The sequence below is a fragment of the Streptomyces sp. NPDC003247 genome (assembly GCF_042888135.1).
In the GTDB taxonomy this organism is placed as follows: Bacteria; Actinomycetota; Actinomycetes; order Streptomycetales; family Streptomycetaceae; genus Streptomyces.
The window spans coordinates 328,348-352,650 of record NZ_JBIAPF010000005.1 but is presented as its reverse complement, the minus strand read 5'-3'; the positions used below and the strand labels follow the sequence as shown (position 1 = coordinate 352,650).

Below are 24,303 nucleotides of genomic sequence, written 5' to 3'. Positions count from 1 at the left end.
CGATACTTCAGTCAGTATGAGAAGCCGTCCCCGCAGCGCGGGGTGAGGCGGTCCCGGCCCGGCTCCACAGCCGCTTCACCTGGCCTTCCGCTCGATGACGAGGCCGAGCACGTCGTCGTACGACACCCGGTCCGCGCCCAGCAGCCTCGTGCCGTCCTCCTCCAGCACAAGCGCCAACTGATATCGGAGCCACGGGCGGCCAGCCCACCCCGGAAGCGGCTTCAGCTCGGCCTGGGCGGCATCGGTGAGACGCGGGGGGAGGCGGACGGTGCCGCCCATCAGCCGGTCGGTCGCCTCGTCGTCGTCCACCTCGCCGTGCACTCCGAGCCAGGTCCCGTCAATGGCCCGGTAGCCGCTGGAAGTTCTCCGGACCATGACCACTTCGACGGACGGGTCACCGTCACGCACGACGGCATCAAGCTGTTCCTCGGAGGTGGCCCGGCTGCCGGCGTAATGGAGCCCCTCCAGGGTCGGGAAGGCCCACTCCCGCCGACGGCACAGCAGGTATTCCTCGGCGTTCTTCTCCCGTTCCCGCTCCTTCGCCTGCCACCGCTCCCAAGCACCGGTCTCGTTCCAGCCCGCCGGGCAGATCCCGATGTCCCCATAGGCACGCGCCACGAGCCCCGGCACGTCAGCTGGAATGCTCCAGCCCGTTGCCACCGGCTCGGCCGCATCCGCGGCCGTAAGCGCGCCTGCGGCCTCCGTGACCAGGGCCGCCGCCCGCAGCAGCGACCACTCGCCGTAGATCCGCTCCGAGGCACGCAGGAACCGTGGCGTCCCGTCCTTGCCGGACGCCACACCAGTGACCAGAACCTGGGGCACTCGGTGCGCGTCCGGACGCCGGGTACCGCCATGACGGTGCAGCCGGCCGATGCGCTGCAGAAGGAGGTCGGTGGGGGCCAAGTCGGTGATCAGCACATCGGCGTCTACGTCGAAGGACTGCTCGGCGAGTTGAGTGGCGATCACCACCATGCGTTCCGGCCGGTCGTCGCCGGCCTGCGGCCCCATCAGGCGCAGGCATTCCGCGGTGCGATCCGCACGGTGGGCAGCACACAGCCGCGCGTGCAGAAGGTGCAGGACGCCGTCGAAGCCTCCGTCGCGCAGATCACGGTAGATCGCCTGGGCTCGGTCGACCTGGTTGACCACCACCAGGACGACACCTCCAGCGGCGACGGCTCTGCGCACGGCCGCGGCGACCCGCATCCCTGCGGGGTCCGTATCCGGCAACCAGGCCAGCTGCACGGGCGCCGACTCCCGCCAGGACCGCACGGCCTCCCGGGACGTCTCGGCGACCGCCCGGCCGTCGATGCCGTAGGCCGCCGTGACGCACGGGTACCCGGCCGGCTCCGGTACCAGCTGGTGCACATCCGCCGTGCCGAGTACACCGGACAGGTAGGCGTCGACGAAGCGCTGCCGCTGAGCGGGCGGCAATGTCGCGGACACCAGCACCACGGGAACCCCCGCCTGCCCCAACCAACGCAACGCCTCGACGAGGAACTGCCGCATGTAGACGTCCGCGGCGTGCACCTCGTCCACGACCACGACCTTCCCCGCCAGCCCGGCGAACCGGAGCATGACGTGCCGGGTGCGGGTCGCCGCGTGCAAGAGGTGGTCGACCGTACCGACCGCGAACGCGGTGAGCAGACCTCGCTTGTTCCCCAGGAACCAGTACGCCGGGCCGTCCGCCCCGAGGTCGGCGGCCCGGTCCGGCGAAGACTGAGCGGGTGCCATGCCGTAATCGGCGTCCTCGTCGATCGCGCCGAAGTCGTCGTCCGCCATGCCCGTAGCGCCGGGGCGGCTCCCGTCCTGGCATCCGCACCCGTCACCGTCCGGGCGCGGTTTCCCCGCCCAGATGGTCCGCCACCAGGCGTTGAACCGTCGCCTGCCGTGCAGGAGCGCGACCTGTGATTCGAGTTCCGGGTCGAAGGTGCGCACCCACTGCAGCACCTGCTCGTACATCGGGTCGCTCGTCGCCTGGGTCGGCATCGCCACGAACACGCCGTCGAGGCCGAACCTCGCCGCCAGGACCTCGGCGGCCGCCAGCGCCGCCTTCGTCTTCCCCTCGCCCATGGGAGCCTCCACCACCAGCAGTCCCGGTGCCGGCATCGACCACGCCCGCTCCACCAGCTCCCGCTGCGACGCCCGTGGCTGCACGCCCAGCCGGCGGGTCAGCGGTTCCAGCGGCTCCTTCGGAAGCGGAAGATCCCGCCAGCCGCCACGAAGACGCAACCGCTCCCACGCCGCCCCGGCACGGCGTCGCGCCCCGGCGAAGGAGACCTGGCCGGCGTCCGCCAGACCGTCGAAGTGGCTGCTGTCGCTGGCGATCCAGTCCGCCATCACGATCAGTCCCGCCAACGCCAGTTGCTCGGCTTTCCGTAGAAGGCCGACCGGCCGCGCCTCCGCCAGGTCCTCGAAGCCGACAGCACGGGTAAAGACGTCCACGACCGCCCGCTGGGCCTCCTCCCAGGCGGCACCCCGTCCCTGGGCCCCTCGCGGCGGCCTGAGAGCAGCGATCGGCGGAAATGTCCCGTGGTGTCCTGCGACCAGCGGCCACACCCATCCAACGGCCGCCTCGTCGCCCCACTCAGCCACCAGCCGCGGCATCAGCATCACGGCTCCGGCCACGTCATGACGCCACCGCTTCTGCCGGTCCACCGGCAGCCGCCCCCACGTCAAACCCGCCGCCAGCACCGGCGCGGCCTCGGCCGCATCCATAGCCTGGAACGCCGGGCACGCCTTCCCACAATCATGGATGCCGCACACCCACATGAACCACAACCGCCCCCGACCACCGCTGACCTCGTCCAGCCGCCGCCGGAACGCAGCCGACAGGTACTGGTCCCACATCACCCCCGCCACAGCGGCCGTATCCAGCAAATGCCCCAGCAGCAGGTGAGTCCGCCCACCGTTACGCGCAGCCGACTTCCCCCACAACGACGACACCCTCGCGATGACCTCATCGGCCAGGCCCATCGACCGCATCAACTCGACGATCGACCGCTCATCCTCCACGCCCGCCCCCTGCTCCACTGCATCCAGCCCGTTTGGCGGCACTGTAAACGGCCCCACTGACATCGATGCTGGTACTCAGGTTCCGGTGGTCGTGGCTCGCCCACTGGCTGACGCCCTACTGAGCTATCTTCAACGCACGGCAAGGCCGAACGAGGTGAAGGAAAACAGGTAGTCTCGCTTGCATCACCGCTGATCACGAAGGGGTCGTCCCCGCACCCGCGGGGGTAGTTCCGCGTCCTCGACCGGCTACTACCGCGAGGAGATGTCGTCCCCGCACCCGCGGGGTAGTTCAGTGCTGGTGATGATGCAACACTCATTCACATCGTCGTCCCCGCACCCGCGGGGGTAGTTCGCGGGAGCACGGCCGGACCGTGATCCGCCTGTAGTCGTCCCCGCACCCGCGGGGGTAGTTCATCGCGGATCTCGGTCATGGCGCGCACGATAAGGTCGTCCCCGCACCCGCGGGGGTAGTTCTGAGGGCGTGCCCGTGGTCATAGGAGCCCTGGAGTCGTCCCCGCACCCGCGGGGGTAGTTCGCACGATTCGGTTGCGTTCCCCGCGCCGGACGCGTCGTCCCCGCACCCGCGGGGGTAGTTCTGGCCAGTGACGACATGGTGGCCCCATAACTAGTACTGCAATCACAGTTGCAGGATGTGGCCTCGGTGTTTGTAGTGGCTGCGGCGGGCCCGGGTCTGGCTGAGGCGTCTCCACCATGACCAGTGCAGATGGTGCTGTGGGGTGAGGCGGTGCGGGCAGAGGACCAGTCCGATGAGGCGGCGGATCTCCGCGACGGACAGGGGTATCAGGGCGGTGGTCTGCCCTGAACGGCAGCCCCTTTTTCCAGCTCGCTGGCGCGGATCGCGGTGAGTGCGGCAAGTGCGGCCATGGCGAGGGTGATGTGCCGGTACCAGGCGTCGTAGCGGCGTACCTGATAGTGGTCCAGGCCGCACTCGTTCTTCGCGACCTGGAACGATTCCTCGATGGCCCACCTGGCCGCGGCGACCTTAACCAGGTCCTTCAGACGGGTGGCGACGGGGCCGTGGCAGACGTAGTGGGCGATGTCGGTGGGGTCTTTGACCGAACGACGGGCCAGGACCCAGTGGCCGACGCCGTCCTCCCACATGGGGCGGATCGCCACCCGGGCCCAGTCGTAGACGCGCTCGCCGTGGGAGCCTGGGCCACCGGACAGACGTTTCCAGGCCTGCCGGGGCAAGGCGGCGACCAGCTCGTCCACCCGGACCTCACGCCAGCCGGTCGTGATCACGGTGTCGTTGACCCTGGTGGCCAGCACATAGCCGACCCCGCGCTGTTCCAGCCACACACGCAGGTGCTTGACCTGCCCGTACGCCTCGTCCGCGGTCACCCACGCGAACGGCACCCCGGCGTCGATCGCACGCTGCAGCATCCACCGGAAGTGCTCGTTCTTCGTCGCGAACGGCACCTCGTCAGGGATGCCGGCCGCCCGACACCGCTCACGGTCGTCGGTCCACGAGGCCGGCAGGTACAGCTCCCGGTCGATCAGCGCCCGGCCCTTCGCCGACGCGTACGCCAGGAAAGTGCCGACCTGGGAGTTTTCCGTCCTGCCTGCCGTCCCGGTGTACTGCCGCTGGACGCCCGCCGACCGCGTGCCCTTCTTCAGGAAGCCGGTGTCGTCGCCGATCAGGATCCCGTCCTCGGCGCCGATGGTCTCCACGACGAAGTCCCGCACGTCGTCACGGACACCGTCCGCGTCCCAGTCCGCCTCGCCCAGAAGGCGCTGCATCCCGATGGGATGCCCCTCACCCGCACGCTCTGCCAGCGTCCACCCGTTTTTCCGCTCCAGCGGCGCGATCAACCCCGCCATATACGTCAGGGCACGCGCCCGAGGCTCGGACCTGGCAAAACGCTCAGCGAACCGTTCATGCAGCCCGGACAGCATCCCCTGCCAGGCCTCGATCTGCCCCACCCCGAGATCCACAGACACGGCAGAACACAACCACAGTCACCGACAGAGCTCACAACTGCCCTACCAGTAACTGTGATTGCAGTACTAGCCCTGCTCGCGCCCCTGGGCTGCGGCATCCAGACCGGCGTGGGCGCCATCCTCAACGAGTTGAAGCCCGCCCCCGGCGCCGTCGTCGCCGTCTTCGGAACCGGCGCCGTGGGCCTCGGCGCCCTGATGGCGGCCGGACTCACCGGCGCGACACGCATCGTCGCCGTCGACATCGTGCCCTCACGACTCGAACTGGCCCGCGCGCTGGGGGCCACCGACACCGTCAACAGCGCCGAGACCGACCCCGTCGAGGCCCTGCACGCGATCAGCGGCGGAATCGGCATCCAGACCGCCGTCGACACGACCGGCGTGCCCCAGGTCCAGACCCAGGCACTCGAAGCGCTCGCCCCGCGCGGCTCTCTCGGCCTCATCGGCCTGCGGCTGGGAGCCAACTTCACCGCACCCGGCCGAACGCTCCTGCACGGTCTCACCGTGCGCGGCATCATCGAGGGCGACAGCGACATCGTCACCTTCCTCCCCGCCCTCGTCGACCTGGTCCGTCAGGGACGACTGCCCCTGGAGAAGATCGTCCGGGAGTACCCGCTGGACGCAATCGACCAGGCCGCCGCGGACTCGGCAACCGGCAAGACCATCAAGCCGGTCATCCGCTTCTGAGACCGTGGCGGACAGGGCGGGGAAGAGCCGGAAGCTTTCGGCGACACCCGCCCCGGCCTCCTCAAAGCTCAGCCCGTTCCACCTTCCGCCCTCGACGTCGGCGTGTATGGTCACCCTTTCTCCGCTTGCCCTGCCCCGGCGTTTGCTTCACGCAGCTGCTGCCGTACCTCGGTGGCGATACCCCTTTGCCAGCCTCTGCTGGTGCTTCGCTGTCAGTACTACGCCGGCTTCCGCCCCGCACCCGTCACCGGTGCTCACCGTGCTGACGGGAAGGCGTTGACCACCTTGGTCTGGTTGACCACCTTGGTCTGGTTGACCACCTTGGTCTGTGTGAATTCACGGAGTCCTTCGACTCCCAGCTCGACGCCGATGCCGGACTGCTTCGCCCCGGCGACGGGAAGATGCGGCATCCGGTCAGGTGCCATCGGTCGCTGACCTGCACCACGTCGGGCAAGGCCCGGCGGACGGCCTCGGCGTAGGTGGCGGAGCCGTCCCGGCACACGATCTCGACCCCAGGATGTTCGCGCAGCCAGGACTCCAGGGTGGCCTTCTCGCGGCCGGGCAGGACCGCGACGCGTCTGCCGGTCTCGGCATCCGTGATGATCGTGGCGCAGCGGTGGCGGCGGCGCAAAGCGAAGTCGTCCACGCCGATCACCCGCGGGACCGCCTGCTGTGGCAGCGGCAGGCGTCGCAGATGACGCAGCGCGGTGCTGCGGGAGACAGGCACGGCCAGCAGGCCGGTGAGACGGGCGGTAGCCCGGCCGTACAACTCCCGTGCCACCTGCGATATCTGGGTCGCCAGTCGTACGGTGCGGCGCTGATGCCGCTCCAGCAGTCCGGGGATTTGTTCACGAACCGCTCGCCGTCCACATCCCGGTCCGTCGTCGGCACTGCCGGCGACGGTGACCGGATCGGTCACCATCGCGTGTCCGACTTCTTTACGAGCCGTTCTCCTGCGCCTTGAGGAACTTCCTTATGTCGTCGGCCAGTTGTTCGCGCGCGAGCCCTCCCAGGTAGGGCATATGACCGGACTCGTAGCGCCGGATGTGAACCCTGTCCCTGTCCAGCGGAACGCGCGTGACAGCGTGTTCGAGCGCGCCGACGGTGGTGACCAGGTCGTAGTAGCCCTGGCAGAAGAGCACGGTGAACCGTGGGTCGCGTCGCATGGCGGCGGCGAGGTCCTGGATGGATGTGTCCGAGGTCGGATAGACACCGGGGCCGGAGCCGTGATTCCAGCGGAAGTTGACCCGGGCGAACTCGATGGGCCGGTAGTCGATGTCGTACTCGGCACCGAGCTCGTCCCGCAGGTACGGCACGAGGGCTCCGCTGAACATTCCGGCGTACTGGCCCATCGCGGGGTCGTCGGAAACAGGGTCCGTGCCGGCGCCCGCGATCGGCAGGGTGTAGCGGGTGTCGTAGGCGCCGACCTGCCGGTCGCCGTCGGCGAGCAGTAGCTGCGCGAACTGGGCCCGGCTGAGCCTGAGATGGTTGCTGATCAATGCGTCCGCGGGAATACCGATGAGTTCGTGCAAGGAGCGGGCGATGCGTGTCCGGCGCTCGGGCGCAAGAGCGGTGCCGGCGAAGAGTGCGGGAAGGTAGTCCTGCTCGGCGAATCGGCGGGTGCTCTCGACATGGGCCTCCAGTGTCGGCGGCCGGTTGGGCAGGCGGTCGTGGTACCAGGCGGTGGCGGCGTAGGTGGGCAAGGTCGCGGCGTGGACTTCGTCGCTGTCCGGCTTCCAGAAGTGGGCACCGAGAAGGATGACACCGCTCAGCGCGGTCGTACCCAGGCTGCCGGTGCCCATGGGGCCGCCCGGCATCAGCCGCGCGATGGCCGCCGCCCTGATGCTGCCGTAGCTCTCACCCAGCAGGAACCGGGGCGAGTTCTCGCGGCGGTGCCTGCGGCACCATGCGGAGATCAGACGGATGAAGGCACGGGCATCGCCCTCCGTGCTGTAGAAGTCGGCCTCCAGCTCCGGGCTCAGAACCCGGCTGTAGCCGGTGCCGGGCGGGTCGATGAAGACGAGATCGGCAGCGTCGAGGACGGTCTCGCTGTTGTCTGTGAGGGTGTACGGGGGCGTGCTGCGTGGGGTGAGGGAGTCGGCTTCGGAGACTCGTCTTGGGCCCATGCCGAGGTGGAGCCAGACCGACGACGAACCGGGCCCGCCGTTGAAGGCGAAGATCACGGGCCGGCCGGATTGCTCGATGCCGGACCGCTGGTAGGTGGTGCAGACGATGCGTGCGCCGGGTTGTCCGTCGCTGCCGTCGATGGTGAACTCCTCCACCCGGGCTTCGTAGGTGAGCTCCTCGGATCCCACCTTGATCGTGCGCTGTGTGGACTGGGTCATGCGACGTGCTCCTTGGAGGCTGTGGGTGGGCGAAGAACCGAACGGCGTGGTGGCCCGCTCGTCCGGGAGGTCGTACGCGGGCATGCCGGGGGACCGCGTCTGCCAATCCAGCAGAGCCAAAAAACTTGCAACTTTCAACTCTCAGTTGATGCCACCAACACAATGTTGCATGCAGATTTCCGAGGGGGAAGCCCTACGTAAGCTTGTCTTTCTTGGGACAGGAGCCGTTGACCGGCAAGGTCCGACGCTGCCACAATCTGTGGAATGTCAGCCGGAACGCATCGCAGAGGCCAGCCTGAGGCCGCGAAGGGCGCCCCCCGGGACGGGATGACTTTCTCGCTGAGCCAGCGTGCTCACGCCGCGCGGGTGGTGGAGATGGTCGCGCCCATCGTTCCGGTCCTGGCCCGAGCGCTTCACCCTCGGACGGAGGTGGTCCTGCACGACCTCACACGCATGCCGGCCACCATCGTGGCCGTCGCGGGTGCGGTTACGGGCCGGGAGGTCGGCGGCCCACCGACAGACCTGGGTCTGCGTACCTTCCGCTCACGCACCCCCCCCCGACCTGATCGGCTACCGGACCGAGACAGCGGAAGGACGGGAACTACGACTGTCGAGCGTGTTCTTCCGCACCCCCTCAGGCGTTCCGGTGGCATGCCTGTGCATCACCACCGACGTCCACGACCTGAAGCAGGCGCGGGAAATCCTCGACGCGACGACCGCGTTCCGGGGACTGGTGCCGCCCTCCGGCAGCGGTACGTCGACGGAGACCTTCCCGGCGTCCGTCGACGAGCTGGCCGCCGGCATCATGCGCCAGGCCATCGAGGCCGCGGGCGTGGCACCGCACCTGATGAGGAAGGTCCACAAGGTGGAGGTCGTCAGAGACCTGGACAAACGCGGCTTCTTCACCATCAAGGAGGCCGTCGACATCATCGGACAGCGGCTGGGGGTGAGTCGCTACACGATCTACAACTACCTCAACGAGATCTCGGCCGACGCCGAGCACGCGTGTGCGGCGAACTCCGGTCCCGCCTCCACCTGACATCCCTCTCGACAGCGCACGAGCCTCGACCGGAAGTTGACGCTTGTCGCCGTCAAGTGAATCCCACCGCGGCCCAGCCCTCCACCCGGTCCGGGCCGTCCCGAGCAGACAGGAGCCGTATCCCGTGATCCAGGTGACAAGCCGTCAGTCCGGTCGTCTGGGCGGTGCGACCGCGAAGTACACCGTGACGGTGCGGACGTACCCTGCCCTCGACCCGTCGGGACAGCAGGTGGGGAGCTGTTCCGTGACCGCCTACGTGCGCGATACCGACGACTCCTCCCCCAGCGGTGACCGTCCGGTGCTGTTCGCCTTCAACGGAGGGCCGGGTTCGTCGTCGGCGCTGCTCCACCTCGGTGGCCTCGGACCGGTGCGCGCCTCGTTCCCGACCGACCTGTCGGACCGGTCCCCGGGACCGTTCCCCCTGGAAGCCAATCCGGGCAGCGTGCTGGATGTCGCCGACCTGGTCTTCCTCGACGCCGTGAACACCGGCTACGGCGTAGCCGAAGCCGGCCGGGACGCCGCCGGCGTCTACGGTGTCGACGGGGACTCCGCCTGCTTCGCCGCCGTGATCACGGCCTGGCTGTTGGAGGAGGACCGCCTGCACGCACCGACGTTCCTCCTCGGGGAGAGCTACGGCACCATCCGGGCACCTATGGTGGCCCGCAGACTGCTGAGCCAGACCACCAGCATCGCCGTCAACGGGATCGTGCTGCTCGGCCAGGCCGTGAACGTGCAGGAGACCGCCCAGCGTCCCACCAACGTGATAGGCACGGTCGCCGCCCTGCCGTACATGGCCGCGACCGCCTGGTATCACGGGCGGTCCCGGGCCGGCGGAGCGGACGTGGACGAAGTGTCGTGGGCAGCACACGAGTTCGCCATGACCGAGTACCTGCCGGCGCTGATACGCGGCAGCCTGCTGCCGGACTCCGAGCGCCGTGCGGTCGCCGAGCGACTGGCGCAGCTGACGGGCATCACACCCGAGCACCTGTTGCGGAGCCGCCTGCGGATCCACACCGACGAGTTCCGTCGACGCGTCCTCCAGGACGAAGGCCTGATTCTGGGCAGCAGCGACTCCCGCTACACTCGGCCCGCTCCCGATGAGCGCCGGGGCGAGGCGGTCGCCGATCCGGCGTCAGCCGCGATCATGCCCGGCCTCACGGCCGCCACAGTGCGCTACTACCGCGACCACCTCGATGTGCCGGACAAGGCATACCGGATGATGGATGCGGAGGCGTACCGCAACTGGGTATGGCACGACCCCGCTTCGCCCCACCCGCTCATGGGCAGCCAGCCGTCACCGTTCGCCGTCTTCGACTACGCCGCCTGCCTCAGCGGCTACCTCAAGGCGAATCCGGCGGCCCACCTGCTCATCGGCACCGGGCACTACGACTCCCTGACCACGGTGGGCATGGTCGAGCACCTGGTCACCCAGAACGATCTGCCGGCGGAGCGACTGCACCGCAAGACCTACGGGAGCGGCCACATGATGTACACCGACCCCGACGCCTGCGCCCAGCTCAACGACGACCTGCGTGAGTTCATCGCAGCCTCCCGAGGTTGACCTTCATCGCAGGGCCGTGAACGGCCGGGACCGACATCGCGGAAAAGGCCGGGTTGCCTTCGGCACATCACCTCTCCAGGACTTCGGGCCACGACCGCGACGGCGGCGGGACCACCTGGGGCGATTGAACCCGCTTGCGATGACTTCGAGTTGTTGTGGCTGCAACCCGGCGTGGCGAGCCGTGTGGGCGATCACGCGCTTCCGGCTCGGGCAAGGCCGACGGTATCGGCGGTCTGCGCGTTGCGCATTCTGTAACGCACCATCAAAGCGACATACCAGAATGCTCAATGCAAACACGCTCTATTGCGCTGATACCAAGACACTCGCCACGATATCGCCATGACGCATTCAACGGGCCAACCCGTTCCCGGCACGCTTGAGACCTCGCTGTCGGCACTCGCCGACCGGACTGGGGTCCTTGAGGACCTCTCCCGCTACCTGTCGCACGCATGGGAGTCGTTCGATCGCCCGCGGCCGTCCGAACCGGCTATCGACGCGGACCTGGTCACCCGGCTCGGCGGCACACTGCCGGAGCGGCCGGGCGACACGCGCGCCGCTCTGGACGACGCGGTGAACATCCTGGAAGCCAGCATCTCGCCGTCGCGACCGCTGTTCCTCGCCTATGTCGGGTCCAGCGGTCTGGAGGTGAGCGTGCTGGCTTCTGCACTGTCGGCCGCCTACGACGCGAACCTGGCCACCGCTGCCGGGGCCGCCGACCTGCTCGACCAGCAGGCTGTGCGTTGGGTGGCCGACTTCGTGCGCTACCCCTTGGGCGAGGGGCACTTCACGAGCGGAGGCCAGACTTCGAACCTGACCGCCTTGCTCGCGGCCCGCGAGCAGGCGCTCCCGGGCGCCCGGGAGAAAGGAGTCGCCGGTCACCGGGCCACCGTCTACTGCTCCGACGAGGCGCACCACTCCATCGCACGTGCCGTGGAGGCGGCGGGCCTGGGGCGCCGGGCACTGCGTCGGATACCGACGGACGAGCAGCGCCGGATGCGTGTGGACGCGCTCCAGAATGCCCTTGAACGCGACCGGGCGGAGGGGTTCACTCCGATCGCCGTCGTCGCGACCGCCGGCACCACGCTGACCGGAGCCGTCGACCCCCTCGCGTCGGTGGCCGACGTGTGCGAGCGCGAGGGAGTGTGGCTGCACGTCGATGGGGCCTACGGGCTGCCTGCCGCCGCCACCTCGACGGCCGGACACCACTTCGCGGGACTCGAGCGCGCCGACTCCGTCACGATCGACGCGCATAAGTGGCTCGGGATGCAGAAGAGCTGCAGCATCATCCTGCTGCGTCACCGGGGCCCGCTGAGGGCGGCGTTCGGGCACGAGGAGCGGTACATGCTCCATGAGGAGGATGCCGGCAACCCGGTCGACCACACCTTCGAATACTCCCGGCCCTTCCGTTCCCTGCGTTTGTGGCTGTCCATGAGGGTGTACGGCGCGGAGCAGTTCCGTTCCTGGATCGAGGGGACGCTCGCCAACGCGGCTCTACTCGCGAGCGAGGTGCGGGCTCACGCCTCATTCGAACTCTTGCATGAGCCCATGCTTTCGACCGTCTGTTTCCGGCACGTCCTGCCCGGACTGAGCAACAGCGGACTCAACGCTCACAACGAGAGACTCGCGCGGGCCATGCAGGCGGACGGGCGCGTCTACATCGCTCCCGCCATCGTCGACGGCCACACCTGCCTGCGCGCATGCTTCGTCAATTTCCGCACTGCCCCGGACGTCGTCAGGACTGTCCTGGACGTGGCGGACGAACTGGGCCGGGCACTCCCCGAGAGGACCGTCGCCCGCTGAGCGGAACGGCAGGGGCCTGCGGTGAAGCGCACACTGGCGGCGATGACGCGCGGCCAGTGTGCGCGCACTGAGATCAGGCTGCCCCTACGGGCACCCGCCGGCGCGGTGACCGTTCACCGACAGACCGTGCTCACGTCCGCGGTGTTCTTCTCGGGCAAGTACGTCGGCCGGCGGACGGAGAGCTGCGTCGTCCCCCTCGAACCGGATCTCTGCCGGGATCGCGCGCCGGGTCATGCGGATGCCGGGTGGACGAGACGACCGTGGTGGATGAGGGACGCCACCTGCTCGCGGCGGCGTACCCGGATGCTGATCTCGTAGTCCCTGATGCCGCCGACGTTGGCGAGCCGGCCGGTGGGACACCGGTAGAAGTCCGGTGTTCCCGGGCGGCGATGACGGCCATGATGCTGTGACGACCGCTCATGGCACCGGCGAGAAGCGCATGCGTCGTGCCGGCCGATGTCCTCGCCGACGCGGTGCGGGCGGGCCGGGTCCACCTGGATCCGGAGCCGGCGAGTTCGGCGAGGCGGGCCTGGGAGGGGCGGCAGTCTTCCGCCTGCGCTTCGGCGCTGACACCGCGACTCGGAGCGCCTCGCGAGCTGTCCGCGGACGAGATGGGCGGGACGTCCGGTCAGGCCGGCGTCTCCGAGGCGGAACCGGTCGAGACCTCGTTCAGGTAGTTGTAGATGGTGTACCTGCTGACGCCCAACCGCTGGGCGATCACGTCCACCGCCTCGCGGATGGCGAAGAAGCCACGCTGGTCCAGGTCCCGTACGACCGCGACTTTGTGAGACTTTTTCATGAGGTGGGTCGGGACGCCGACGGCGTCGATGGCGTGGCGGATGATGCCGTCGGCCAGGCCGTCGACGGTGGTGGGGAAGGACTCCACCGGCTCCTCCCGTCCCGTCGGCGCGGGCAGGTCACCGAACGACGTCAGGGCCGCCAGGACCTGCCGGGCCTGCTCCAGGTCACGTACGTCGGAGTTGAGGCAGAGGCAGGCCACGGGCTTTCCGGACGGGGTGCGGAAGAAGATGCTGGAGGACTTCAGGACCAGCCCGTCCGGGGTCTCCGTGCGGTAGTTGACGATGTCCTCGGGCTGCTCGGTGCGGAACGTGCGCAGACCGAGGTCGGTCGGTGGTCCGCCGACCTCCCTGCCGGTGACGGCTCCCGCGATGGCCGCGATGGTGTTCGGCATCCGGGTCAGGTCGTGCAGCACCACCTCGGTGCTGGGCGCCAGTGCCGCGGCCAGCGCCGGGACGATCGGCGCGACGATCTCCACCACCCTCGCCGCGTGGGCCCGCTGGCTGAGGGTGAACTTCAGCTCCCCTTCACCGATGGCGGCATCGGTTCCGCTGGCCGATCGGCTGGTTCGACGTGCGTTGGCTGCCATTCCACAGAGTGTGGCAGTGGCCGAAGCCGATGGTCAACGACGCGCCTCAGACAAAAACATGGTTACAGGGGGGTTGCTCTGGCGAAATTTGAGTGCAACATAGCGCTGGTGACATCAACGCAACGTCGAGGATGTCCACACCACGTTGAGATTTACCCTTTCCACTGCTGCTCGCTCCCGAATCGAGGTGCCCCGTGATGCCCGCCCATGTGAGGGGAGGTGACGCGCCGTGATCGCGGTCTTCGTGCTCAGGCGCCTCGGAGCCGGCCTCGTGCTGCTGCTCGTTCTGAGCTTCGTGGTCTTCTGCCTGCTGTCACTGAGCCCCGGTACACCCCTGCAGGCCCTGCTGGGAACCCGTACCGCCTCTCCGCAGCTCATCGATTCGCTGAACGCCCGCTACCACCTCGAGGACCCGTTCCTCGTCCAGTACGGGCACTGGCTGGCCGACCTGGGCACCCTGAACCTCGGCGAGTCGATCTCGGTGCAGAGCGACACCCCGGTCGGCCAGATCCTCTCCGAGCGGGTCACCGTCACCGTCCAGCTCGCGCTCTACGCGATGCTGCTGGTGGTCGTCGTGGGGATCCCGCTGGGCATGCTGGCCGGGATGCGGCGCGGCCGGCGGACCGACCGCGCGGTGTCGCTGGGGGCGACCGTCGCGATCAGCGCGCCCGCCTTCGTCCTGGCGATCGTGATGCTCTACGTCTTCGGCGTGGCCCTGGGCTGGTTCCCCATTTACGGCACTGGCGAGGGCTTCGCCGACCGGATCAGCCATCTGACGCTCCCTGCCGTCTCCCTGGCCACCGCGCTGTCCGCGATCATCATCCGGCAGACCCGGGCGGCGATGCTGGACGTGATGGCGCAGGACTACATCACCTTCGCCCGGCTGCGAGGCCTGTCACCGGCCCGGGTCCTGGTGCGCTACGCGTTGCGCAACGCCGCCCTGCCCGTTGTCACCAGCCTCGGTCTGATCGTCGTGGCCGCGCTGACGTCGACCCTCTTCATCGAGCAGGTGTTCTCCCTGCCGGGGCTCGGCACGCTGCTCCTGCAGGCGGTGACCAACACGGACGTGCCGGTGGTGCAGGGCACGGTCCTGGTGCTCGGCGGCGCGGTCGTCGTGATCAACCTGGCCGCCGATCTCTGCGCGCTCGCCCTCGACCCGCGCGTGCGCCACACCGCGAAGGACGGTGCGTGATGGCCGAAACGACCACCCTCGTACCCGACGTACCGATCCCGGTGGACGACACCACACGCTCGCGCGGCGCCCGACGCGGGCCCGGGATCCTGATCGTGCTGTCGGCGGTCGTCGCGGCGGCCATCCTCCTCCTCGTGGTGGCGGGCGAGTGGCTCACGCCCTTCGACCCGACGCACCAGGACCTGATGAACACCGCCGCCGCGCCGGGCGCCGGGCATCTGCTCGGCACCGACACGCTGGGCCGGGACGTGCTGTCCCTGCTGATCGCCGGAGCGCACACCGCGGTGGTCGGACCGCTGGTGGTCTCGCTGGGCACGGTCGTCTTCGGTGTGTCGCTGGGCCTGCTGGCGGGCTGGAAGGGCGGGGTCCTGGACACGGTGATGAGCCGGCTCGCGGACCTGATGTACGCCCTGCCGGGGCTGCTCGTCATCGTGGTCGTGGTCGGGGTCCTCGACGGCGGCTACTGGCTGGCCGTCGCGGTGCTCACCCTGCTCTCGATCCCCACGGCGTTCCGGATGACCCGCAGCGTCGCCGCGGCGCAGGTCCGCCTGCCGTACGTGGACGCGGCCCGCACCCTGGGGCTGTCGACCCACCAGATCATGTTCCGCCACGTGCTGCCCAACGTGCTGCCCACGGTTCTCGCCACCTTCCTCCTGGACTTCGTGAGCGCCCTCATCGGGCTGTCGGGCCTCTCCTTCCTCGGCCTGGGCGCCCCGGCCGGCACCCCCGACTGGGGCTCACTCCTCCAGGACGGCCAGAGCATGATCACCGTCAACCCCTGGGTGTCCCTCGCCCCCGGCCTGCTGATAGTGCTGACCGCCACCAGCGTCACGCTCCTTGGAGACTGGATGTACGACCGTTACTCGACCGAAGGGGCCCGGCGATGACGGCGGCGGCGCGGACGGCGCCGGCCCCGCTGCTGTCGGTGCGCGACCTGCGCGTCCGTACCAGCCGCGACCGCACCCTGGTGCGCGGGACCAGCTTCGACCTGCGGGCGGGCGAGATCCTCGGCATCGTCGGTGAGTCCGGCAGCGGCAAGACGATGACCGCCCGCGCCCTGGTACGCGCCCTGGCCGACGGACTGCGTACCGAGGGCACCGTCGACTTCGACGGCACCGACATCGTCGCCGCCGACGAACGCGCCCTGCGCCCGCTGCGGGGCTCCCGCCTCGCCATGGTCCTCCAGGATCCGTTCACCTCGCTGAACCCGTTGCAGACCGTGCGCGAGCATCTGCGCGAGTCGCTCCGCCCGGCCGTGCGCCGGGACCGGGCGGCGGCACGGACCGAGGTGGTACGACGGCTCGCGGAGGTCGGGCTGAAGGAGGAGGTGGCCGACCGCTATCCCTTCCAGCTCTCGGGCGGTATGCGCCAGCGCGTCGCCATCGCCGCCGCCCTGGCCCAGGACCCCGAACTGCTCATCGCCGACGAGCCCACCACCGCCCTGGACGCGAGCACCCAGGCCCAGGTGCTGGACCTGCTGCGCGACCTCCAGCGCGAGCGTGGCATGGCCCTGATCCTGATCACCCACGACCTGCGGGTCGCCTTCTCGGTCTGCGACCGCATCATGGTCATGTACGCCGGTACCGTCCTCGAACAGGCGCCGGCGGCGGCGATGTCCCGGGCGCCCCGGCACCCGTACTCCCTCGGGCTGCTGATGGCGGAGCCCTCGGCGACCCACTACCAGGAGAAGCTCTCCTTCGTCCCCGGAAGCGTCCCCGACGCCGACACCGTCGCCGACCGGTGCGCCTTCGCCGACCGCTGCCGCTGGAGCACCGACACCTGTACCGCGGCCGCTCCGCCCCTCGCGGAGGTCGGCACGCCGGAGGTCGCGCGTACGTCCGCCTGTGTGCGGGTGCCGGAGATCCAGGACGAGATGGACGCCGAGCGGCGCGCCGAGGCCGCGGTCCTGGACGAGGCCCCGCTTCCCGACCTGGGCAAGCGGCTGCTCAAGGTCACCGGTCTGGGCAAGACGTTCCGCGGCGCATCCCTGCTGCGGCGGCGGGTCGAGGCCAACGCGCTGCGGGAGGTGTCCTTCGAGATCGCCCGCGGCGAGTCGCTGGGCCTCCTCGGCGAGACCGGTTCGGGCAAGACGACCACCGCCCGCTGCGTCCTCGGACTGCTGACGCCCAGCTCCGGCACGATCGAGCTGGACGGCATCGACATCAGCGACTACCGGCGCCTGACCCGCGACGAGCGGGCGCGGGTACGCCGCATGGTGCAGGTCGTCTTCCAGGATCCCTACGCCTCGCTGAACCCGTCGCTCACCATCGGCTCAGCCCTCGGCGAGGCACTGGCCGCAGGCGCAGGGAGCGGGCCGGCATCCGTGGCGGAGCTGCTCGCCCTCGTCGGGCTGGACGGCACGTACGCGGCGCGCAAGCCGGGCGCCCTGTCCGGGGGCGAGCGCCAACGGGTCGCCATCGCCCGCGCCCTCGCCGTCGGACCCGAGCTGCTGATCTGTGACGAGCCCGTCGCCGCGCTGGACGTGTCGGTGCAGGCACAGATCCTCGAACTGCTGCGCGAGATCCGGGCCGAGCGCGGGACCAGCATGCTCTTCATCACCCACGACCTGTCCGTGGTGCGCCAGATGACCGACCGGACTCTGGTGCTGCAGGGCGGTCAGGTCGTCGAAGAGGGCGCGACCGGCCACGTCCTGGACTCCCCCCGGCACCCCTACACGCGCAGTCTCGTCGCGGCCGTACCCCATGCCGCCGACTCCGCCGCCCCGTCCACCACATAACCCCCGCCCCACCCGCCGTACCCCCCCGTACCGCCGCACGCCGAGACCTCCGGGTCCGCCGTGCCGCGCCCACGCTCCGAAGGGAAGCGAAGATGACGACTCGTTGGGCAACCAAGCTCCGGTCCGCGAGACCGGCCGTGGTCACCACCGCCGTGCTGGCCCTCACCGTCACAGCCTGCGCCGGGAACGACTCCGCGGCCGACACAGGAAAGGCGAAGGTCACCGACGCGGACATCCCCTCCTTCACGGTGGCCCTGAACTCCCAGCCGCCCGGCTACGACGCGGCCACCAGCGCCCAGCCCTACGTCACCAGCTCGGTGATGTCGCTGGTGACCGAACCCCTGGAGCGCTACAACGACAACGGCACCTTCACGCCGGCGCTCGCCACGAAGGTGGCCCAGCCGGACCCCACCACGCTCGTCTACACCCTGCGCGACGGCGTGAAGTTCTCCGACGGGCAGCCGCTGACCGCCGAGGACGTCGCGTGGAGCATCACCCACACCGCGACACCGCCCGCGCAGACCTCGGCGAGCGTCCGCAGCTTCAAGAGCGCCTCGGCCACCGGCCCACTGCAGGTGACGGTCAAGCTCTCCAGCGCCACGCCGCTGGGACGGGTGACCCTGGCCCAGGCCACCCTGATCCAGGAGAAGAAGTTCGCCGTCGCCCACCAGTCGGACCTCGGCACCGCGAACGCCATCCCCGTCGGCACCGGCCCGTACACGGTCGGTTCCGCCACGGCGTCCGGCATCACCCTGAACCGGCGGACCGGCTACTGGGGAACCGAACCCAAGATCCAGAAGGTGGACTTCAAGGTCGTCAGCGACGACAACAGCGCCCAGCTCGCCATGCGTTCGGGAGAGGTGGACCTCCGCCAGATCGGCGACGTCAAGACCGCCGCCCAGTGGCGCGCGATCCCCGGCACATCGGTGCTGTCCTCGCCGTCCGGGTCGGTGAACTTCCTCGCGATGGACGTGTCCAAGGCGCCGTTCGACGACATCCACGTCCGCCGGGCGATCTCGCACGCCACCGACGTCGCCGGCCTCATCAAGGCCGCGTGGGGAGGTGAGGCCACCGCGCTCAAGGGCCTCATGCCGGTCGACAGCCTCAAGGTCGTCGCCGGCGGCGAAGCCGCGGTCGACACGTTCCTCGACTCCCTCCCCGACCACGCGCTCGACCTGGACGAGGCCAAGAAGGAACTCGCCCAGTCCTCCCACCCGAAGGGCTTCAGCACCACCGTCGAGTACGTCTCCGAGGTGCCCGCCACCAAGGTGGTCGCGCTGTCGCTCCAGCAGAACCTCAAGCCGCTCGGCATCGACATCAAGACCAAGGCCGTCACCCTGAACGCCTGGTCGGCCAAGTTCTACCAGCACAAGCTCACCGGTCTCATCGTCGGCTTCGGCTTCACCGCCGAGCCCGACCCGTCCGCCCCGCTCGCCAGCATGGTCGGCAAGGCGAACATGGGGCCGCAGAAGGCCAACCTGGCGAACTTCACCACCCCCGAGGTCGAGAAGGCCCTTCCCACGCTGAGCACGGCCGGGGCCGACGCCGCCCGGTGGGACGCCGCCAAGACCGTCATCGCCCAGGTCGCGGACCAGGCGGCGTACGTGCCGCTGGCCTCGGAGGACCTGCTGATGGCGGTCGGCAAGGGGTTCGCCTCGGACACCGGGAAGATCACGGCCCGGAACATCCAGGACGGCAGCTGGGTGCTGGACATCCGCGCCACCCAGCAGTAGGAGGAGGTACCCCCACCGTCATGCACCCCGCACCCATACCCGACGGCGGCCTGGAGAACGCCGTGCCGGGCCGGCCAGGGATCGCCTACCTGGACACCGCCTCCATAGGTCTCGTGCCCGCCAACGTCGGGGCAGCGGTCGCCGACTGCTACCGGGCGCTCGGCGGCGGGGTGCTCGGCATGGCGGCCACCCGCCCCACGGTCCAGCGCACCCGCGCCCTTCTCGCGGAGGAGTTCGGGTGCGCCACCGAGGACATCACCTTCACCTCCTCCACCGGCGAGGCCGTGAACACCGTGGCCCGCGCGGTCAACTGGCGTCCCGGGGACGAAGTCGTCGTCCTCGAGGACGAGTTCCCCACGGTCCTGTGGCCGTGGAGCACGCTGCCGGATGTCCGCCTCGTCACGGTGGCGCCGGGACCGGACGACGACCGCCTGGGCGCGCTGACCGCCGCCATCGGCCCGCGCACCCGGCTCGTCGCCGTGTCCCACGTCAACTCCCAGACCGGCACCGTCGTCGATCTCGCCGCTCTCCGGGCGGCCTGTGTCCCGCACGGTTCGCTCGTCTTCTGCGACGGCGCACAGTCGGCCGGCGTCCTCCCCGTGGACGTCTCCCAGACCGACTTCTTCGTGTCCACCGGCTACAAGTGGATGCTCGCCGGCTTCGGCATCGCCTTCCTGATCACCAAGCCGTCCGTCCAGTCCGCCCTGCGCCCCACGCTCCTCGGGCACGGGAACATTCCACCGTCGAAGGCCCTCTCCGTCGGCACCCCGAACCTGGCCGGCATCTACGCCCTGGGCGCGGCAGCCGAATTCCGCCGGGCGACCGGCTACGACACCATCAGCCGGCGAGCGCTCGAACTGGCCGGGCGGATCCGGGACGAGGCGACCCGACTGGGACTGCGGTCCGTGGCCCACCCGTCCTCACACAGCCAGATCGTCAGCCTCGCGCCCGCCGCCCTCTGCGCCGGGGAGTACGTCACCCGCCTCCGCCACGACGGCGTCGTAGCGGCCGACCGGGGCGGCAACCTGCGCCTCTCACCCCACTTCTACACGCGGGACTCCGACGTCGACGACCTCCTCGACGCCCTGTCCCGCCTGCCTCTCTGATCGCCCGCACCCACCCAAGGACCCCCACCATGCCCAAGAAGATCATCCAGAACGGCTCCTCGCTCGGCCCCTACTCGCAGGCCGTCGTGGTCGGCAACCACTGCTACGTCGCGGGGACCGGCGGCTTCCTGCCCGGCACCTCCCAGCTCGTCGAGGGCGGCATCGAAGCCGAGATCCACCAGACCCTGAAGAACCTCGAAGCCGTCATCAGCGAGGCGGGCTACCGGATGACCGACGTCGTCTCCGTCACCGGCTACCTGCGCGACGTCTCCCACTGGCCCCTGTTCAACGAGATCTACGGCGACTACTTCCCGACGGAGTCCTCGCCCGCCCGCGCCGTGGTCGGGGTCGCCGCGCTGCCCGCCGGGGCCAGCGTCGAGGTCAGCTGCATCGCCCACCGCGAGGACGCCGTCTGATGCTCACCCTTCCCGACACCGAGCACTTCGCCTACTACGCCGCCGGTGAGCGCTGCGGAGACCTCACGGTCACGCCCGGCGCCCCCGGACGGCTGACGCTGGACTTCGCCGTCTCCAACAACGGACGCGGCGCCCGGCTGCACGAGGAGATCGACCTCGACGACAGCCACCTGCCTCTGCGGTGGTCCATCGACGGCACCTCCCTCATGGGCGCCGCCGTCAGCGAGCGCTTCACCACCGACGGTGCCACCCGGTCCTGGACCAGCCAGGCCGACGAGGGCAGCGACACCGGGGAGGGCGGCCTGTACCTGCCGGCGGACTCCAGCCCGTACACCCGGTGGATCGCCGCACGCGCCGCGCTGACCGCCGACGGCACCGTGCCCGCCCTCCCCTCAGGCACCGTCACCGCCGAGCGGCTGTCGCACCCCGGACCGGACACGCCCGGGGACCCGCTGGAGGTGTACGTGGTCCGGGGCATCGGCCTGAGCGCCGAATACGTGCTCACCGACTCCGGGCAGCGGCTGGTCGCATGGCTCGGCGCAGACGGGGAACTCCTCGTCCGCGACCACCACACCGACGCGTTCGACGCCTTCGCCCGGCTGGAGGCCGACCTCACCCGCACCCACCTGCGACAGGTGCAGGCCCGTATCCGCCACCGCTACGACCGACCGGTCCGGATCCGCGACGTCCGCGTCTTCGACCCCGAGAGCCTCACCCTCACCGCACCCCGGTCGGTGACCTTCCACCGTGGCCGCATCACCACCGTGGAGCCCGAGGAGCAGGCCGTCCCGGTCGAGGGCGAGATCGTCGTCGACGGCGACGGCGGAACCCTCCTCGCCGGCCTGCACGACATGCACGCCCATGTCAGCCCCACCGTCGGGCTCTTCTACCTGGCCGCGGGCGTGACCACCGTCCGCGACATGGGCAACGCCAACGACGTCCTGCTGCCCCTGGCCGACCAGTGGGACGCGGGTGAGCTGGCCGGCCCCACCGTCGTCCCGTCCGGCTTCATCGAGGGCCGCAGTCCCCATTCCGCGCTCCTGGGCATCATCCCGGACACCCTCGAAGAGGGACTCGACGCCGTGCGCTGGTACGCCGCCCACGGATACCACCAGATCAAGATCTACAACTCGATGAACCCGGACTGGGTCCCCGCCCTGGCCGACGAGGCACACCGTCTGGGCCTGCGCGTCACCGGGCACATCCCCGCCTTCACCACCCCGGACCGCATGATCGAAGCGGGCTACGACGAGATCACCCACGTCAACCAGCTCATGCTCGGCTGGCTGCTGGACGACGGCGAGGACACCCGCACCCCGCTGCGGCTCACCGCCCTGGCCCGCGCCCGCGACCTCGACCTGGACGGCGAGGCCGTCCGGCAGACCCTGAAGACGATGAAGGACCGGGGCATCGGCCTGGACACCACCGCGGTCATCGTCGAACGTCTGATGCTCAGCCGCGCCCGCACCGTCCTGCCCGCCGACGCGCCCTTCCTCTCCCACATGCCGGCCGGCTACCAGCGGCAGCGCAAGCGGACCTTCGTACCCAGCCGCACCGCCGACGACCTGCGCGCCTACGACGACTCCTTCCCCAAGGTCCTGGAGGTGATCAAGCTTCTCCACGACCACGGTGTCCCGCTGTGGCCCGGCACCGACGACATCACCGGCTTCACCGTCCACCGCGAACTGGAACTCTACGTCGAGGCCGGCCTGACACCCGCCGAGGTCCTGCGCATCGCCACCCGGGACTGCGCCCGCCACCTGGGACTCGGACACAGCCACGGCAGCGTCGAACGCGGCCGGCACGCCTCCTTCCTCCTCGTCGACGGCGACCCCCTGACCGACATCTCCGCCGTCCGCGACATCCGCATGGTCGTCAAGGACGGAGACGTCTACTTCCCCCAGGAGATCTACACCGAACTCGGCATCGCCCCCTTCGCCGAAGCCCCCCGAGTCGAGCGGGAGGACTCCTGATGACCGCCTCCGCACCCGCACCGGCGGGCAGCACCTTCCCGGACACCCCGGACGACCTCTTCGAACGGCTCGCCGACACCTACCGCGACTTCCACCGCCACCCCGAACTCTCGCTCCAGGAACACCGCACCGCCCGACGCGTCGCCGAACTCCTGCGCCCCCTCGGCTTCGAGGTCACCGAACACGTCGGCGGCACCGGAGTCGTCGGACTGCTGCGGCGCGGTGAGGGACCCGTGGTGATGCTGCGCGCGGACCTCGACGCGCTGCCGGTGGAGGAGAAGACCGGCCTGCCCTACGCCAGCACCGCCAGGGCGACCGACGCAGAGGGCCGCGACACCCCCGTGATGCACGCCTGCGGCCACGACGTCCACATCGCCTGCCTGCTCGGCGCCGCGGAGATCCTCGCCCGCCCCGAAACGAGATGGACGGGCACCCTCCTCCTCGTCTTCCAGCCGGCCGAGGAACTCGCCCGCGGCGCCCGCGCCATGGTCGACGACGGGCTCTTCACCCGCTTCGCCACCCCGGACGTGGTCCTCGGCCAGCACGTCGTACCGGCCCCCGCCGGGACCATCGCCTACGGCAGCGGCCCCATCATGGCCGCCACGGACAGCGCCGACGTCGTCCTGCACGGGCGCGGCGGCCACGGCTCCCGTCCGGAGAGCACCGTCGACCCCGTGCTCATGGCGGCACACGTGGTCACCCGCCTCCAGGGCATCGTCTCGCGCGAGATCCCCGCGGCCGAGGCCGCCGTCCTCACCGTCGGACGGCTCCAGTCCGGCACCAAGGACAACATCATCCCGGACCGGGCCGAACTCGGCGTCAACATCCGCAGCTACACCCCCGGCACGCGCGCCACCCTCCGCGACGCCATCGAACGCGTCGTCCGTGCCGAAGCCGAGGCCGGCGCGGCGCCCAGGCCGCCCGAGATCACTTGGACGATCGCCGCACCGGCCACCGTCAACGACCCCGCCGCCACCAAGGCGACCGTCGCCGCCCTCACCGCGCACTTCGGCCGGGACCGGGTGATGGAACAGCCGCCCATCACAGCCAGCGAGGACGTCGGCGTCTTCGGCCAGGCGTGCGGCGCGCCCACCGTGTTCTGGTTCATCGGCGGCCTCGACCCGGACGAGTTCGCCGACGCCGTCTCGCGGGACAGCGTCGCGTCCCTGCCCACCAACCACTCCCCGCACTTCGCCCCCGTCGTCGAACCCACTCTGCGCACCGGGGTCCAGGCACTCGTCGTGGCCGCCACGGCCTGGCTCGCGGGGACTTCGCCCACCGGTTCCGACGCCCCCTCCTGACACAGGACGCGCGACGCCCCCGGCTTCCTCCCCCTCCCCCCACCCTCTCGAGAGG

Annotated in this window: 18 protein-coding genes, 2 pseudogenes and 1 CRISPR repeat array; of the genes and pseudogenes, 14 read left to right on the top strand and 6 right to left on the bottom strand. The window is 70.0% G+C overall.

The features are described from left to right. Positions 1-75 precede the first annotated feature (75 nt). Together cas3 and ACFYWQ_RS19070 are read right to left on the bottom strand one after the other, a co-directional pair. Positions 76-3,012, bottom strand: coding sequence for a CRISPR-associated helicase Cas3' (gene cas3, locus ACFYWQ_RS19075; RefSeq protein WP_389517967.1), 2,937 nt, complete (start codon positions 3,010-3,012; stop codon positions 76-78). Between the two features lie 203 nt (positions 3,013-3,215). Beyond that, positions 3,216-3,608: direct repeats of the CRISPR family, unit length 28 nt; unit sequence GTCGTCCCCGCACCCGCGGGGGTAGTTC. A gap of 205 nt (positions 3,609-3,813) precedes the next feature. Next, positions 3,814-4,974, bottom strand: a complete 1,161-nt coding sequence (locus ACFYWQ_RS19070; protein ID WP_389517965.1) for an IS701 family transposase — start codon at positions 4,972-4,974, stop codon at positions 3,814-3,816. Between the two features lie 54 nt (positions 4,975-5,028). On the opposite strand from ACFYWQ_RS19070, the gene ACFYWQ_RS19065 reads away from it, so the two are divergent. Beyond that, complete coding sequence (locus ACFYWQ_RS19065) at positions 5,029-5,658, top strand: zinc-binding dehydrogenase (protein WP_389517963.1); 630 nt, start codon at positions 5,029-5,031, stop codon at positions 5,656-5,658. A gap of 254 nt (positions 5,659-5,912) precedes the next feature. Here ACFYWQ_RS19065 and ACFYWQ_RS19060 read toward each other — a convergent pair whose 3' ends face one another. The 3 genes and pseudogenes from ACFYWQ_RS19060 to ACFYWQ_RS19050 form a co-directional block, all read right to left on the bottom strand. Continuing rightward, a complete protein-coding gene (locus ACFYWQ_RS19060; protein WP_389518354.1) occupies positions 5,913-6,068 on the bottom strand; it encodes a hypothetical protein in 156 nt (51 codons plus the stop codon). A gap of 5 nt (positions 6,069-6,073) precedes the next feature. Then, a pseudogene (locus ACFYWQ_RS19055) lies at positions 6,074-6,532 on the bottom strand (transposase); the annotation flags it as partial. Between the two features lie 64 nt (positions 6,533-6,596). Then, positions 6,597-8,003: a S10 family peptidase gene (locus ACFYWQ_RS19050; RefSeq protein WP_389517961.1), complete on the bottom strand. Its 1,407-nt coding sequence runs from the start codon at positions 8,001-8,003 to the stop codon at positions 6,597-6,599. Positions 8,004-8,267: 264 nt separating this feature from the next. Between ACFYWQ_RS19050 and ACFYWQ_RS19045 the strand changes: the two are divergent. From ACFYWQ_RS19045 to ACFYWQ_RS19025, 5 genes and pseudogenes are all read left to right on the top strand, one after another. Beyond that, positions 8,268-8,643 (top strand): annotated as a pseudogene (locus ACFYWQ_RS19045) (PAS domain-containing protein); the annotation flags it as partial. A 165-nt stretch (positions 8,644-8,808) separates the two neighbouring features. Continuing rightward, positions 8,809-9,042 (top strand): helix-turn-helix domain-containing protein, encoded by a 234-nt coding sequence (locus ACFYWQ_RS19040; RefSeq protein ID WP_389518325.1) that lies wholly within the window; start codon positions 8,809-8,811, stop codon positions 9,040-9,042. Positions 9,043-9,286: 244 nt separating this feature from the next. Next, positions 9,287-10,603, top strand: coding sequence for a S10 family peptidase (locus tag ACFYWQ_RS19035; RefSeq protein WP_389517959.1), 1,317 nt, complete (start codon positions 9,287-9,289; stop codon positions 10,601-10,603). Between the two features lie 339 nt (positions 10,604-10,942). Further along, entirely contained in the window at positions 10,943-12,403 is a 1,461-nt protein-coding gene (locus ACFYWQ_RS19030; protein WP_389517957.1) for a pyridoxal phosphate-dependent decarboxylase family protein, read from the top strand. A 245-nt stretch (positions 12,404-12,648) separates the two neighbouring features. Beyond that, complete coding sequence (locus ACFYWQ_RS19025; protein ID WP_389517955.1) at positions 12,649-12,813, top strand: hypothetical protein; 165 nt, start codon at positions 12,649-12,651, stop codon at positions 12,811-12,813. A gap of 218 nt (positions 12,814-13,031) precedes the next feature. Here the strand turns inward: ACFYWQ_RS19025 and ACFYWQ_RS19020 are convergent, their stop codons facing one another. Further along, positions 13,032-13,790, bottom strand: coding sequence for a transcriptional regulator (locus tag ACFYWQ_RS19020; protein ID WP_389517953.1), 759 nt, complete (start codon positions 13,788-13,790; stop codon positions 13,032-13,034). Positions 13,791-14,019: 229 nt separating this feature from the next. On the opposite strand from ACFYWQ_RS19020, the gene ACFYWQ_RS19015 reads away from it, so the two are divergent. The 8 genes from ACFYWQ_RS19015 (at position 14,020) to ACFYWQ_RS18980 (ending at position 24,248) form a co-directional block, all read left to right on the top strand. After that, positions 14,020-14,982 (top strand): ABC transporter permease, encoded by a 963-nt coding sequence (locus ACFYWQ_RS19015; protein WP_389517951.1) that lies wholly within the window; start codon positions 14,020-14,022, stop codon positions 14,980-14,982. Then, on the top strand, positions 14,982-15,869 hold the full coding sequence (locus ACFYWQ_RS19010; RefSeq protein WP_389517949.1) for an ABC transporter permease: 888 nt from the start codon (positions 14,982-14,984) through the stop codon (positions 15,867-15,869). Before ACFYWQ_RS19015 ends, ACFYWQ_RS19010 begins: the two co-directional genes overlap by 1 nt. Continuing rightward, on the top strand, positions 15,866-17,719 hold the full coding sequence (locus tag ACFYWQ_RS19005; protein WP_389517947.1) for a dipeptide ABC transporter ATP-binding protein: 1,854 nt from the start codon (positions 15,866-15,868) through the stop codon (positions 17,717-17,719). Before ACFYWQ_RS19010 ends, ACFYWQ_RS19005 begins: the two co-directional genes overlap by 4 nt. A gap of 92 nt (positions 17,720-17,811) precedes the next feature. Then, on the top strand, positions 17,812-19,452 hold the full coding sequence (locus ACFYWQ_RS19000) for an ABC transporter substrate-binding protein (protein ID WP_389517945.1): 1,641 nt from the start codon (positions 17,812-17,814) through the stop codon (positions 19,450-19,452). Positions 19,453-19,472: 20 nt separating this feature from the next. Beyond that, positions 19,473-20,558, top strand: a complete 1,086-nt coding sequence (locus ACFYWQ_RS18995; protein WP_389517943.1) for an aminotransferase class V-fold PLP-dependent enzyme — start codon at positions 19,473-19,475, stop codon at positions 20,556-20,558. A gap of 29 nt (positions 20,559-20,587) precedes the next feature. Then, positions 20,588-20,974: a RidA family protein gene (locus ACFYWQ_RS18990; protein ID WP_389517941.1), complete on the top strand. Its 387-nt coding sequence runs from the start codon at positions 20,588-20,590 to the stop codon at positions 20,972-20,974. Next, complete coding sequence (locus tag ACFYWQ_RS18985) at positions 20,974-22,947, top strand: amidohydrolase family protein (RefSeq protein ID WP_389517939.1); 1,974 nt, start codon at positions 20,974-20,976, stop codon at positions 22,945-22,947. The genes ACFYWQ_RS18990 and ACFYWQ_RS18985 overlap by 1 nt, the downstream gene beginning before the upstream one ends. Further along, positions 22,947-24,248, top strand: coding sequence for an amidohydrolase (locus ACFYWQ_RS18980; protein WP_389517937.1), 1,302 nt, complete (start codon positions 22,947-22,949; stop codon positions 24,246-24,248). The genes ACFYWQ_RS18985 and ACFYWQ_RS18980 overlap by 1 nt, the downstream gene beginning before the upstream one ends. Positions 24,249-24,303: the final 55 nt, after the last annotated feature.

Coding starts and splice junctions, on each gene's coding strand:
- ACFYWQ_RS19060 (WP_389518354.1), bottom strand. CDS start 6,068: ATGCCGCATCTTCCCGTCGCCGGGGCGAAGCAGTCCGGCATCGGCGTC.
- ACFYWQ_RS19050 (WP_389517961.1), bottom strand. CDS start 8,003: ATGACCCAGTCCACACAGCGCACGATCAAGGTGGGATCCGAGGAGCTC.
- ACFYWQ_RS19040 (WP_389518325.1), top strand. CDS start 8,809: ATGCGCCAGGCCATCGAGGCCGCGGGCGTGGCACCGCACCTGATGAGG.
- ACFYWQ_RS19030 (WP_389517957.1), top strand. CDS start 10,943: ATGACGCATTCAACGGGCCAACCCGTTCCCGGCACGCTTGAGACCTCG.
- ACFYWQ_RS19020 (WP_389517953.1), bottom strand. CDS start 13,790: ATGGCAGCCAACGCACGTCGAACCAGCCGATCGGCCAGCGGAACCGAT.
- ACFYWQ_RS19010 (WP_389517949.1), top strand. CDS start 14,982: ATGGCCGAAACGACCACCCTCGTACCCGACGTACCGATCCCGGTGGAC.
- ACFYWQ_RS19005 (WP_389517947.1), top strand. CDS start 15,866: ATGACGGCGGCGGCGCGGACGGCGCCGGCCCCGCTGCTGTCGGTGCGC.
- ACFYWQ_RS19000 (WP_389517945.1), top strand. CDS start 17,812: ATGACGACTCGTTGGGCAACCAAGCTCCGGTCCGCGAGACCGGCCGTG.
- ACFYWQ_RS18995 (WP_389517943.1), top strand. CDS start 19,473: ATGCACCCCGCACCCATACCCGACGGCGGCCTGGAGAACGCCGTGCCG.
- ACFYWQ_RS18990 (WP_389517941.1), top strand. CDS start 20,588: ATGCCCAAGAAGATCATCCAGAACGGCTCCTCGCTCGGCCCCTACTCG.
- ACFYWQ_RS18985 (WP_389517939.1), top strand. CDS start 20,974: ATGCTCACCCTTCCCGACACCGAGCACTTCGCCTACTACGCCGCCGGT.
- ACFYWQ_RS18980 (WP_389517937.1), top strand. CDS start 22,947: ATGACCGCCTCCGCACCCGCACCGGCGGGCAGCACCTTCCCGGACACC.